Source organism: Mesorhizobium sp. CA8, assembly GCF_020164955.1.
Taxonomy (GTDB): Bacteria; Pseudomonadota; Alphaproteobacteria; order Rhizobiales; family Rhizobiaceae; genus Mesorhizobium.
The window spans coordinates 24,881-37,294 of record NZ_JAIUHG010000009.1; the positions used below are offsets into that span (position 1 = coordinate 24,881).

12 protein-coding genes and 1 pseudogene are annotated in these 12,414 nt (G+C 58.6%); 2 read left to right on the forward strand and 11 right to left on the reverse strand.

What is annotated here, in order from left to right; translation table 11 throughout:
* Positions 1 to 91: 91 nt before the first annotated feature.
* From LB553_RS12345 to LB553_RS12365, 5 genes are all read right to left on the reverse strand, one after another.
* Entirely contained in the window at positions 92 to 1,651 is a 1,560-nt protein-coding gene (locus tag LB553_RS12345) for an ABC transporter substrate-binding protein (RefSeq protein ID WP_224513535.1), read from the reverse strand.
* A gap of 165 nt (positions 1,652 to 1,816) precedes the next feature.
* Positions 1,817 to 2,470: a flavin reductase family protein gene (locus LB553_RS12350; RefSeq protein WP_224513537.1), complete on the reverse strand. Its 654-nt coding sequence runs from the start codon at positions 2,468 to 2,470 to the stop codon at positions 1,817 to 1,819.
* A 21-nt stretch (positions 2,471 to 2,491) separates the two neighbouring features.
* The gene (locus LB553_RS12355; protein ID WP_224513539.1) at positions 2,492 to 4,192 is read right to left on the reverse strand and encodes a thiamine pyrophosphate-binding protein; all 1,701 of its coding nucleotides are present in this window, start codon (positions 4,190 to 4,192) and stop codon (positions 2,492 to 2,494) included.
* A 43-nt stretch (positions 4,193 to 4,235) separates the two neighbouring features.
* Positions 4,236 to 5,336 carry an aromatic ring-hydroxylating oxygenase subunit alpha gene (locus LB553_RS12360; protein WP_224513541.1) on the reverse strand — a complete coding sequence of 367 codons (1,101 nt, stop codon included), beginning with the start codon at positions 5,334 to 5,336 and terminating at the stop codon, positions 4,236 to 4,238.
* A 169-nt stretch (positions 5,337 to 5,505) separates the two neighbouring features.
* A complete protein-coding gene (locus LB553_RS12365; protein WP_224513543.1) occupies positions 5,506 to 6,495 on the reverse strand; it encodes a GlxA family transcriptional regulator in 990 nt (329 codons plus the stop codon).
* 210 nt (positions 6,496 to 6,705) lie between these two features.
* Between LB553_RS12365 and LB553_RS30695 the strand changes: the two genes are divergently transcribed.
* Positions 6,706 to 7,098: an NAD(P)-binding protein gene (locus LB553_RS30695; RefSeq protein WP_318011496.1), complete on the forward strand. Its 393-nt coding sequence runs from the start codon at positions 6,706 to 6,708 to the stop codon at positions 7,096 to 7,098.
* Positions 7,099 to 7,287: 189 nt separating this feature from the next.
* Positions 7,288 to 7,854, forward strand: a complete 567-nt coding sequence (locus LB553_RS12375) for an FAD-dependent oxidoreductase (RefSeq protein WP_224513545.1) — start codon at positions 7,288 to 7,290, stop codon at positions 7,852 to 7,854.
* A 396-nt stretch (positions 7,855 to 8,250) separates the two neighbouring features.
* Here LB553_RS12375 and LB553_RS12380 read toward each other — a convergent pair whose 3' ends face one another.
* The 6 genes and pseudogenes from LB553_RS12380 to LB553_RS12405 form a co-directional block, all read right to left on the reverse strand.
* Positions 8,251 to 8,694, reverse strand: a complete 444-nt coding sequence (locus LB553_RS12380) for an ABC transporter substrate-binding protein (RefSeq protein ID WP_318011497.1) — start codon at positions 8,692 to 8,694, stop codon at positions 8,251 to 8,253.
* Between the two features lie 14 nt (positions 8,695 to 8,708).
* Positions 8,709 to 9,053 carry a non-heme iron oxygenase ferredoxin subunit gene (locus tag LB553_RS12385; RefSeq protein ID WP_224513548.1) on the reverse strand — a complete coding sequence of 115 codons (345 nt, stop codon included), beginning with the start codon at positions 9,051 to 9,053 and terminating at the stop codon, positions 8,709 to 8,711.
* Between the two features lie 24 nt (positions 9,054 to 9,077).
* Positions 9,078 to 9,581, reverse strand: a complete 504-nt coding sequence (locus LB553_RS12390) for an aromatic-ring-hydroxylating dioxygenase subunit beta (protein WP_224513550.1) — start codon at positions 9,579 to 9,581, stop codon at positions 9,078 to 9,080.
* Positions 9,574 to 10,491 carry an RHO alpha subunit C-terminal catalytic domain-containing protein gene (locus tag LB553_RS12395; protein WP_224513737.1) on the reverse strand — a complete coding sequence of 306 codons (918 nt, stop codon included), beginning with the start codon at positions 10,489 to 10,491 and terminating at the stop codon, positions 9,574 to 9,576. The genes LB553_RS12390 and LB553_RS12395 overlap by 8 nt, the downstream gene beginning before the upstream one ends.
* 121 nt (positions 10,492 to 10,612) lie before the next feature.
* Positions 10,613 to 10,822: pseudogene (locus LB553_RS12400) on the reverse strand (Rieske 2Fe-2S domain-containing protein); the annotation flags it as partial.
* A gap of 231 nt (positions 10,823 to 11,053) precedes the next feature.
* Positions 11,054 to 12,154: an NAD(P)/FAD-dependent oxidoreductase gene (locus LB553_RS12405; protein WP_224513551.1), complete on the reverse strand. Its 1,101-nt coding sequence runs from the start codon at positions 12,152 to 12,154 to the stop codon at positions 11,054 to 11,056.
* Positions 12,155 to 12,414: the final 260 nt, after the last annotated feature.

A 12,414-nucleotide genomic window follows, 5' to 3' on the forward strand; every position in this document is an offset into this window, starting at 1 on the left:
CGGCCGGATCAGATGCCCAAATGACCGAAACGACCGGCGCCCAGTCCAGCCGAATCGATCACAAGGCAGATAGCTTTTCAGCCCGGCATTCTCAGGCGAGCCACCAACGCTCGCCGCACCGCAGTCCGTCGAGTTCCCAGGCAGCCGACGGCTTATCGTACATGACGTTCTGACGGTGGGCGATAACGTCATTGGCGAACATCGGGATGATCACGCCTCCCTGATCACGGACGAGCAGCTGCGCTTCCTTGTAGAGGTCCGCGCGCTTGCTGTCGTCAAGTTCGGCCCTGGCGAGCTTGATGACCTCGTCGAAACGGGGATTGCTCCAGTTGCTGTCGTTCCAGCTTGCGCCTGTCTGATAGGCTGAACTGAACATCCAGTCCTCCGTCGGTCGCCCGCTCCAGTACGCCATGGCAAAGTCCTTCTTGCGCCAGACGTTTGACCAGTAGCCGTCGTTGGGTTCGCGAACGATGTCGATCTTGATCCCCGCCGCAGCCGCGTGGGCTTGAAACAAGGTGGCGGTGTCGACGGCGCCGGCGAACGCTGCATCGGCGGCGTGCAATTGGAAGACGGTGTTCTCCATGCCAGCCTTCTTCATCAATGAACGAGCCTGATCCGGGTCATATTCACGCTGCGGCAAGTGCGCAACGAAGCGGTTCGACGAAGCGATCGGTTGATCGTTGCCGAGCGCGCCGTGGCCGGCCAGGACCTTATCCAGAAGCTCCTGGCGATTGATGGCAAGCTTGAGTGCCATGCGCACGTCAGGATTGTCATATGGCGCGTGGTTGGTGAGCATCGGAAGCGTGTAGTGCTTCTTGCCGGTCATCTCGAGGATCTTGACCTCGGCCACCCGCTTCAGCAGTCCGATGGTCTTCAGGTCGACCGCGTTCATGACGTCGATTTGATTGGTGCGCAAAGCCGTGGTTCTGGCGTTGTCGTCGGCGATCACGAGCGTTTCGATCTCGTCGGCATGCGCACGGCCGGCCTTCCAGTAGTTGGGATTTCGCTTCACAAGCGCGCGCACGCCAGGTTCGTATTCCACGAGCGTATAGCCGCCCGTGCCCATTCCATCAGAGAAATTCGTCGTGCCGGCAGGGACCATTTGCAGGTGGTAGTCGCCTAGCATGTAGGGCAGGTCGGCGTTTCCGTTTTTGAGTGTGATGACGAGGGTGTCCGACCCGTCCGCTTTGACGGACTCGACATCCGCCAGGAATCCAGCAGCGCCTGACTTGCTGTCCGGCCGAATATGATAGTTGATCGAATAGGCGGCGTCCTCGGCATCGAAGGCCTTGCCGTTGTGGAATGTCACGCCCTTGCGCAGCTTGAAGCGCCATATCTTGGCGTCCTTGGATGGCTCCCAACTTTCTGCCAGTTCAGGAACCGCCTCCGAACTTGCACCGATCTCGACCAGATTGTTGCGCAATTGCCAAGTTATGTTGATCGGATGGGTGTTGTTCAGGATGCTTGGGTCGAGATTGTCGGATGTATCGCCCCGGGCGATGCCGATGCGAAGCCGACCGCCCTGCTTCGGCTCAGCAGCGCGCGCCGTCCGCGGACTATTGAGCAGGGCATAGGAAGCGACGGCGCCAAGACCCATGGCAAACGTGCGCCGTGTGATGCCGCGACCGGCAACCGGCCTATTGTTGGACATATGTGACTCCCATTGGTTTTTTGTTTTTTCACATGCAGTCGAATTTGCGACTGCGCCACGATATTGCTGCCGCGGCAGGCCGACGTCAGGGCATATTTCGACGGCCTTTTTTCCCAAACCGACAACTAATGAAGTTGGCGTCCGCCGCCATGTCCGTTATGATGGCTAGTCGAAGAGCCGGCTGACAAGTTTTTCAGGATCGCCGGAATGTCCCCGGATATCCTCCCAACCGGGGCGGGGCATCTTGAATGTAGCCGCCAGGGTCGCATACCGACCACCCAAGCGGCAAAGAGGCTTGAGACGTTCTGGAGAAACTCGTCCGTTGCGCCAAACGCTGCCCATGATGTGATAGCGGACGACCGCGCCGATAACGACATGGTTGCGCCGCCCCACATCAATGATGCGGTCGACGCGGCATTCCATCGACGCTGGGGATTGCGCTACCCGAGGCGGACGAATGTCGATCGATGCTCCACGTTCTACCTGGGCCCAATCGAACTCGCTCTCGCCTCGCGGCATCGACGCCGCCGATAGTTCCATCCTTTCCGCCATCTCCTCGGTTACGACCGATACCGTGAACTCCGGCACCTCGAGGAGATTGCGATAGGTATCCGTCTCGCCCTCGATGGAAAACATCAGATAGGGCGGGTCGTCAGCTATCGCATTGAAATAGGAATGCGGCGCGAGGTTGTCTTTTCCGTCAGCCGAGACCGTGCCGACCCAGGCGATCGGACGAGGCGTTACGATCGAGGCATGAAGATAATAGATTTGCTTGGTATCCCACTGAGCGGGCGTGACGGTGAAGTCTGCTTCGGCCATGTCCATCATCCGATGCCGCAATCAGTATTTTTGCACCCAGCCCGAATCGTCCCAGGCCAAAGGCGCGGTCGCCTCGATGTCGGTCACAACGTCGATCACGACCGGCTTCCTCAACGAGACGGCTTTCTCGATCGCTGGCGCAAGATGCGCGGGTTTGTCAACGCGCATTCCCACCGCGCCCATATTCTCGGCAATTCGCGCGAAGTCCACCTCGGTATGGACCCAAAGTTCCCTCGATTTTTCCGTCGGCTTGCCCTCATAGGCAATCGAGAACCCTCGCATCGACTGGTTTCCCGACCGATTGTTGTTGACGATGGTCACGGCAGGAATGTTCTTGCGAACCGCCGTTTCAATTTCCGCGATATGGTACCAGAGACCGAGATCGCCTGTGAACGTAATCACCGGACGGTCGGGGCAAGCACACTGCGCGCCAAGGCCGGCCGGAAAGGCCCAGCCAAGATGCCCGGCGCTACGGATATAGGTTTGCGTGTTGGTGCGGATGTCGAACATCGAAGACATCCACATGCCAGCATGCCCGGTATCGACGCACAAAATGCCGTCGTCAGGCAAAAGACGCGTAAGCTCCGAGCAGATCCGCTCCGGTCGGATCGGGACGGCATCCGAGGCGAGTTTTTCGGCGCGCTCGCGGAACCACGATTCCTTGTTGTCGGCAACCGCCTTGCGCCAATCAGAGAATCGCGCCGCCAAGGTTTCCGGCACCAGCGGGAGCCATGCCTTGAAGGTCTCTCGGATGTCGGCCTGGATGCCGATTTCGGTGGGATAGTTGCGCCCGATGGCGGCACCATCGATGTCGATCTGGATGGTCTTGGTATTCGGCTTCGGCAGGCGCCAGAAGTTGGTCACCATGCTGCCCGCCGATGAGCCCGCAAAGATGACGAGGTCGGCCGCCGCAACGGCCTGGTTGGCATTGCGGCGAGAATAGGTGCCAACCACGCCTATTGCCAGCGGGTGATTGTCAGGAACTTGGTCCCTGCCGTTCATTGACATGGCGATCGGAATGCCCGCGCGCTCGGCGAAGGCGATCAGCGCCGCACCTGCGCCCGAGTGATGCACTCCTCCGCCTGCAATGATGACCGGACGAAGCGCTTTTTGGAGTTCCCTGGTCGCTGTCTGGAGCAATGCCGGGTCCGCCAGCGGCCGGAAGGGCGTGACAGAGGCGTGCCTCGGCTCAACGACAGTATCCAGATCACCTTCCTCGCGATCAATTTCACCTTCCTGCCCCCACACCTGAAGGTGCACCGGGCCGGGGTTGCCAGTGGTCGCGGCACGAAACGCCTGACGCACCAGATCCGGGAAGCGCTCGACGTGGTTGATCGCGGCATTGAACTTGACATAGGGATCAAATGCCTTGAGGTCCTCAGCCTCTTGGTAGAGTCCCCGGTACTGCAATTCTGGCCGGCTGCCGCCGGTAAAGGCAACGATGGGCGCCCGCGCAAGATAGGCATCGCGCAAGCCGGCGGCCAAGTTGAGCGCGCCCGTCTGCTGAGCCATGCATACGCCGACCCTGCCGGAGGCGCGCGCAAAGCCATCTGCCATGTACGCGGCCGCTTTCTCGCCATGCGTGTGGAGGATATCGATGCTTGTTCGACGTTCCATTTCCGCCATGCTGCGGCGCAACACAGCCGGAACCATGAAGATGTGAGTAACGCCGTAGCCTGCAAGCATATCGGTGAGGCAGCGTGCCCCGGTCATACGAGTCATGAAATTCCCCGTGAGATGAATTGTTGTTGTCGATGTGAAGGCGTTATTCGGTCAGCCGCGGACTGACGGCGGCGCGCACGAGATCCTGAAAATAGGCAATGACGTGTTCCGAACTGCTGCCCTGTTTGGGGTTGGCGAAAAGGTAAGCCTTTTCGAAGCCGTCACTCTTCATTCCGATCTGGACGCCTGCCGCCACCTCGCCATCTTCAGCGCCCGTGGTGCGTTCATGAAGATAGGAGTATTCCAGCACCGTCGAGGGGTCGGCGCCCTTGTCGACAAACCAGCGGTACCAGTAGATCGCGTTGTCCACGTCGATCGGATACATATGCCGAATGCAAAGTGTCATGCCATAGTCGGGAATGGGATAAAGCCCAATCGCCGTGTTCGGCCAGAAGTGCCAGATGATCTGTGTGCCCTTGTTACCAAGTGTCTTGACCTCATGACGCTGCACGAGGCGCTCGCCCCAGACCTTGTAGCTGTCGGGATCAATAACGTTGTCGGTCAGGTATTTATGCACAGGGCCGCAATGGTAGCACTCGGCGAAATTCTCAACCGAGGCCTTCCAGTTGCAGGCGTGCGGATAAGGATTGTCACGAACCAGCTGCTGGTCTTCGACATTGGGCTTGTGGGCCAGGATCTCTTTCTCGACGTCGCCGAATACGTCGCGAACAGTGGGGGCATCCGGATCAAGATTGACGAAGATCATCCCGCACATGGTTTCGAGACGTACGCCTCGAAGCTGAACGCAAGTCTGATCGAAATTCATATTCTCCGACCCCGGCGCACGCACCAGCTTGCCGTCGAGGTCGTAGGTCCAGGCGTGATAGGGACAAGTCATGCGCCTTTGAGTGCCTGGCTGGCTGATCAACCGATGGCCGCGATGCTGACAGACGTTGTAGTAGGCCTTCAGCTCACCCTTAGCCGTGCGAACGATCAAAATCTCCTGGTCGATCAATTTATGGACAAACATGTCACCTGGCTTTTCGGCCATGCACACGTGCCCAACGCAAATCCACGCCTTTGCAAATATCTCCTCGCGCTCGACATCGAAGACCGCCTTGTCGACGTACCATCGCTTCGGAAGCCCGCGCTTGATGGCAATATTCTCGTTGTCGCATTCGATAGTGCTCAAGCGTTCATACATAGCTTCCTCCGAGGCAGGTCGCTCGCCAGTCCGGTTTTGCAAAGACCCTCTTATCGGAGTAACGCTTCTTCGGTTTCACCCAAGCTAGCACTGCGGCTTTCGACTTGCGCCTTGCGGATTTCGACGCAGCCGCGCTTCTGTCCCGAAAATCTACGAAAGTGCCATGCAATTACAAATCGGGCTTTGAAGACAAAGATCGACGCGCCGACGTCGGTGAATGACCAAAGAAGTGGCGATAGACGCGCGAGAAATTGCTCTGCGAGCCGAACCCGCATGCCACCATTATTTCACTCACCGGAAGTGCCGTTTCGGTCAGCAGTGTGCGAGCTCTGTTGAGCCTCGACTTTGTATAGAACTGGCTGGGCGACATGGAGAACTCGCGATGGAACAGGCGCTCCAGCTGGCGTTGGCTTATCGACACGCGACTGGCAAGTTGCTCTATCGAAAGCGGCTGCTCAAGGTTGCTCTCTATGATTTTAACGGCGCTCGCCAGCACCCCAGACTTTTGCTCGGCTGACCGGATCCTGGCCTTGCGTTGGAAGTCCCCCGACGTGCGGATACGCTCCAGCAGCATTTGATCCGCAATTTCCAAGGCCACGTCGGTGCCTAGATGTGCTGCGGTAATGTGCAAGAAGAGATCGAGGCACGCCGAGCCGCCGCCACATGTTATTCGCTTGCGGTCGATCTCGTAGATTCTGTCGGTGACATCGAGATCTGGATATCGCTCCGTGAACGCAGGGAGATTTTCCCAGTGGATGGTGCAGCGGTAGCCATCGAGAAGCCCGGCGTCCGCCAGGACATACGAACCGGTCCCGATTCCGCCAATGTAACTCCCGGCATAGGCTGCCTTTCGCAAGTAGCTCCGCATTTTCGGGGTCTGCGCGCGTTCGGCCAAGAAGCTCGCGCAGACAATTATGAAATCAAACTGCGGTGCGTTGGAAAGGGCAAAATCGGGCTTGACGACAAGATGATTGCTTGCCTCGACGGGCGCCCCATCCTCGGAGATCGATGACCACTCGTAGATAGGTCGATTGCACAATCTGTTGGCGACCCTCAGCACATCGATCGACATGGTTGCTGAGGCGAGATTCATGCCTGGAATGAACAGGAAGCCAAATCGCATCGTCGGGGACGAATCGCTTTCCTTGACTCCGTTCATACAGGGGGGACCTCGCTACATAATCGCTACGCGTCTCGTGAGGGTGGACTTTCTATGCACCTTTGTCGAATCCCGCACATTCTCGCATTGTCAGGCAGCCACTATCCCAACGGCAAGTCGGATTTGCGTCATCAAAGGGAATATTAGCATTCGCAGCGACTGCTTGTAAGGCGAGCGGTGGGTTCAGGCGCATTCTGGGGAGGGATTGTCGTGTTGGGAAAAGCGGCTATTGCGGGCGCGGGCCTCGGAGGGTTGGCGGCGGCGACGTCCTTGGCCATGGAAGGCTGGGCCGTCGAAGTCTTCGAGCAGGGCGATGAACTGCGGGAAGACGGCGCCTGCATCTGGCTGGGCGAAATGGCTCTCACGACGCTCGGCCGATTGGGTGCCCTCGACGAGGTCCTCGCAAGTGGCACCGATGTCGAATACTGGGAAATGATTGGTCACGATGGAACGGTGATCCAGAGTGGGGGACCTCGCCTAGGTTCCACCGGGAGACTTCATTGGCTGCCACGCGCTGAGCTGCACCGTTCGCTTGTCGAGGCGGGAGCGAAGGGTGGGAGTGAAAATCAGTACCAGCGCGCGCGTAACCTGTGTGCCGGATGATTGCTCGGTGTCGCTTGGAGATGGCACCGCCTGCGTGGCAGACTTGGTGATCGGCGCTGACGGTGTCCATTCTAGAGTCCGCGGGTCTCGGGACTTTGGCGCGCGCTCACGACCGATGGGACATCTTCTGATGCGCGAGGTTATTGATTTCGACGACGATGCCATCGCACCCAAGGTGATCTACGAGCATTGGGCCTCGTCATTGCGTATAGGCTATGGCTGGCATCAGCCCGGCAACTGGGAATTTGGCTCTCTCTGCCGGCTCCAAACAAGATCGACAATGCCGACTGGTATGACGCGGAGCGCTGGGCGAGAGCGTTTCCGGCATTAAGGCGAATGGTTTACGCGCTGGCGAATGCAAAGCCGGTTGGACGTCAGCTGATAGACGTCCGCTGCGCCAGGTGGACGGATGGATGTGTCGCCATCATCGGCGATGCCGCACACGCCATGGCACCGCATTTCGGACAGGGGGGTGGCCTTGCGATGGCGGACGGGTGGGCGCTCGGCGCATGGTTGAGTTCGCCAAGCCATTACGCCAATGCAAACGAATTGTCCGAGGCGTTGCGGGCATGGGAACTGCGCCACAGGTGGCTCGCAGACACGACACAGCGCTATGCCCGTTTCTATACGAATGTTCAGTCCTACGTGTTGCGTCCTCTTGAGCGGCCGCGGGCGAAACTGCTTCGCTGGCTCGGCAACAGTGGCACTGCCATTAAGGTCAATGACGGCTTGTTGCTGCAGCAGGCTGGCATTTGAGCCGCCAAGGGAGTGCGAACAAAACATTGGCGCCGGCTGGCCGGCGTCTTGATATCCAGGCGGGCGCCCGGGCATCAAGACGCCCGCTCAAGCTTCAATCCACCATCGCTCGAGAAGCCGATAGTTGTCCGGACCGGCGAGATTGCCGATCCTTTCGTGTCCAACCTTGTTGGAGCTGGCCAACACGAAATCGGCAAACATTGGGATCACTGCGCCGCCATCGTCGCGTATCAGAACGGACATTTCGTGAAAAATCTCCTTGCGCCTGGCGGGATCCAGCTCGACTTTGGATGACGCCAGCAGCCGGTTGAATTTTTCGTCCTTCCAATGGGTGTCGTTCCACGGGCCGTCGGAGGCCTATGCGAGCGATAGCTGCGAACCCGCCGTGGCGACCCCCTAGAATACACTCACGAACGGCTTCTTGAGCCAGACACTTGACCAGTAACCGTCGTTTGCCTCGCGCACGACCTGCAGGTTGATGCCTGCCTTCTTGCTCGATGCCGAATAGAGCGTGGCGGCATCGACGGAACCAGGAAATGCCGCGTCTGCCGCACTGACACGAACATCGAGACTGCTTAATCCAGCCTGTCTGAGGTGCCAAAGCGCCCTGTCGGGGTCATAAACGCGCTGTTCGATAGCATTACTGTGTTCAGGATAGGCTGCGCCGATTGGATGGTCGTTTCCCAGCGACCCATAGCCGGACAGGATCTTGTCGATCAATTCCTGGCGATTGATGCCAAGTTTTAGAGCCATGCGCACATCATTGTTGTTGAACGGCGCGGTGTCCGTCCACATTGAGAACGCGTAGTGGTAATTGCCCTTGACAGAGTCGACGCGCACGTTCGGATTTCGTTTCAGCCGCGAAACAGTCTTGAGATCGACGCCGTCGATGATGTTCCGTCCACCACGCGCACGGGATATGTGGCGATGTCTTTTGTGGCTGGGCTGGTCAGCGCCTTGCCGCATTTGACGTTGAAACGTCCCCCGTGCAAAGGGCACTCGATTTCCTCTCCATCAAGCCAGCCGTCGGTCAACACGGCATAGGCATGGCTGCAGATGTTTTGCGTGGCGTAGAGTTCGCCTTCGACATTGTAGATTGCGATCGAACAGCCCTTGGCCTCGAACGAAATCATCTCCCCCGCCGGCAGTTGGTCTAGTCGAATGGCAGCATGCCAGTCGGTCGCAATGTCGAATCCCATTGGGTCCAATCCCGTCGTTGAAGCTCACAACGTGTAGAAATCGATCACAGTTGGCACCCTGTCGTTGACGAGGATCGTCTTCTTGCGCGCGATACGCCATTGGCCATCGGCCTCTTTGCGCAGGCGATGTTCAACTCGCCCAAAGTGGGTGTATTGCCTGGCCGTCCTTGGATCGTAGACATGAACTTGCCAGACAGAGTTCGCCTCGATTGTCGTCTCGGACTGTGCTTCCACAAGAATGTTGCTGGTCAGATGCGTCGTCCGGGGTAATGGCATTGCGGTGACCGATTTGCGCGACCGAATACGCATGATCCGCTCCGCCAGGCTGTTGCGGCTGGTGTGGTAGATCAATGAGCCTTCGCTTGCCGGGTCGCCCGTCGGGCTGTGCTCGCTCTTCCACGCGGGTATCCAATACTCGACATCGTCGCAGTACAAAGCGAGCCAGGCATCCCAGTCTTGGCGGTCGAGACACAATGCCTCCCGATAGAGCACTGCGGCCACGGTTTCTCGCGCGCTGGCGTCAAACATTGCGCAGATCTCCGGCTTGAGACAGCAGCCGGAGCCATTCCCGATAGCCGGTGTGGAAACACGTCTCGCCGAAGGTCAGGTCGCCTTCACGCCAGTCTTGCGGTGAAAACGAAAAGCCGTCGCCGCTGTGCTCCAAGGCGCCGCGATCGCTTCCTAGCCCTCGTGCGTAGCCTTGTGTCCACCCAGCATCTCGCGCTTCGTAACCGCTCTGGCAATATTCATACATGACGTTGTCATCGGAGGTCGCCATGCCGCTGAGGTTGAAGAAATCTTCATACTGACGGATGCGGAGTTCGCGAGCCTTGGCGGCTTCGCCTATCGGTTCGAGGCAATGAGAGTGCATTTCGGTGCGATCTGGTGCCAGCGGGCGCCAGGTGCGCAACTGCAGCGACGAAATGTCGATGATTTGCAGGTTTGGGAAGATAGTCAGATTCCGTTGCCGTAGCATCCATTGCAACCGGTGTGGTGCAATGTTTGCCTGCAAGGCCTCAAAGTCATCCGTGTCGTAGGCGAGCGGCCGAAGCTGGTCCTCGTCTCCGCGGATCGACCACATCACGGAGTGCCCGTTGCGGAAGCTGAATGAGCCCTGGCGGTCGGGGGAAGTTTCTCGTAACAAGGCAGCCAGACGACTCTTGATTTCCGTTGGGGTGCCGCGCCGACCAAGCACGTCTATGTAGGAACTATGCGTGGAAACGAAATGATAGTAATCGAGGCCGTTCTCGAATTGCAGTTTCCAATTCGCATCGAACGTATAGGTAACCGTTCCCGGCACATATTCGAGGCCTTGCGGTGCTTGGTCGGCGACAATGTCCAAGAATGGTCTTGCGTCGCCCAGATAATCTTCGAGGGTCGGCACATCGCTTGAAAGGCTTGCGAAAAGAAAGCCGCGATAGGTGTCGAAACGGGGCACATGAACCAAGCCGTGCTCCTCTTCCGTGAAGCTCCTGCGGATACTGGCCAGCCGCTTCGTCGGTAATGCTCATGTTGTTCCCGGCGCTATCGTACGACCAGCCGTGATGACGACAGATGTGGTACTTCTGATTGCCCTTGGAGAACGGCCAAACGATCGCGCCGCGGTGCCGGCAGGTGTTGAGAAAGCAATTCAGCTTGCCCGAGGCGTCTCTCGTCACCAGGATTGGCTGGCGACCGATAAAGCTCGTGAAAAAGTCGTTTCGCTTCGCGACCTGGCTCTCCAAGCCAACAAGGACCCACGTACCTTCGAAAATGCGCAGCATCTCCATTTCATAAATGGCCGGGTCACGAAACACCTCTCTACGCACGCGGAAGATCTGCTCGGCCGGTCGTCGATGAGACGGCGTGCATCCACGACAGGATGGGTCACGATCCTCTCCTAAAATTCGCGTGAAATGGTGCGAGCCGGGTCAGCGGTGAAAAGCGAGCAAGCAGATCGCTCGTCAGCTCAGCCCCATCTGCGAGCGGGCGGCGGAGCATGGAGATATCGCGGCCGCTGTTTACCGAGACCGCCCAACCACTTGGCCGCCGATGACCGCGATGACGGACCATCTATCGCTGGAGACGTCGCCATTCGCCAGCAGGTCTGCATCTGGTGGAACCTCACCGATAATCTGCAGGTTCGAACCGAACTGATCTGACCAGAACCACGGTGCCTCGGTATAGGATGCCTTGCCGCAAGCCATGATTTTAGCAGCCACAAGTGGTTGCAGTTGAGCGGTTCGCCACGACTGGGCACGGCGATGTCGGCCGGTTGTTCCGACTGGGTGGGCGCTAACGTCACCTGCAGCAAAGATGCTGATATCAGATGTCCGGCATTGTCTGTCCACGACTATGCCGTCTTCGACAGTGAGACCGGCACTTTTTGCTATCTCGCTATTCGGATCGACGCCGATACCGATCACGACCGCGTCCGCGACGAAATCCCCGCGACTGGTCCGCACCAACGCTCGTTGCTGGTCGTCTACCGCGATCTCATGGATTTCGACGCCGAACAGGACATGCACCCCGTTTCGGATTTGCAGATCGAGCACCCAGGCGCCGGCAAACTCGGGAAGTGCTCGCGCAACCAAACGATCACCGGCCTCCAAGAGGGTAACCTCGCAGCCGTGGGCCCGAGCCGCGGCGCTGACCTCTAGTCCGATCAGGCCGCCGCCAACGACCACGATCGATCGCCCCGGGCGCAGGTGTCGCCTAAGCCGTTCGGCGTCGGCGAGCGTGCGAAAGGTAGAAACTGGGGCGCCGATTTCGACCGCTGCCGGCAATTGCCGTGGGCGCGAGCCGGTGGTTATCAACAGACGCCCGTATGTAGCTGAGCCTCTGTCGGTAACCACTGTCTTCGCCGCCCGATCGATGGAGATAGCAGCGGTCGACGGTCGGTAGTCGATGTCCAGGGCATCATAGTCGGCGGCCTCTTCAAGGGTTCGTTGAGACGCCTTCGAGTCGCCAAGCAACACAGCCTTCGAAAGCGGCGGCCTGTCATAGGGCAGTCCGGCCTCATCGCCGAGCAACGTGATAGATGCGCCCGGTTCATGTTTGCGCAATTCAAGCGCAGCTTGATGGCCGGCCAGACCAGCGCCAATGATGAGAAAGTCGGACACGCGATTTGCAGGTTCGCTTTGGCATTGAGGCGCTCTCGCAGGGCTGCGAGGTTGTCGCCGTTTCCTCGCGGCCTTTGATGAAACGGCCCTGTACGGATAGCCACAGTTGTCAACCAATTTGATTAGTACAGATGGTGGCTAGGCAGCGGTGGTGGCGGCGTCCGCCAACAAGGCGCCTATCATCCGCAATCGCTCCTCGCGCAGCTTTGTCCAAGGATAGGACATGTTCAGGCCGACGAAGTTTCGGAACGAGTCAGTCA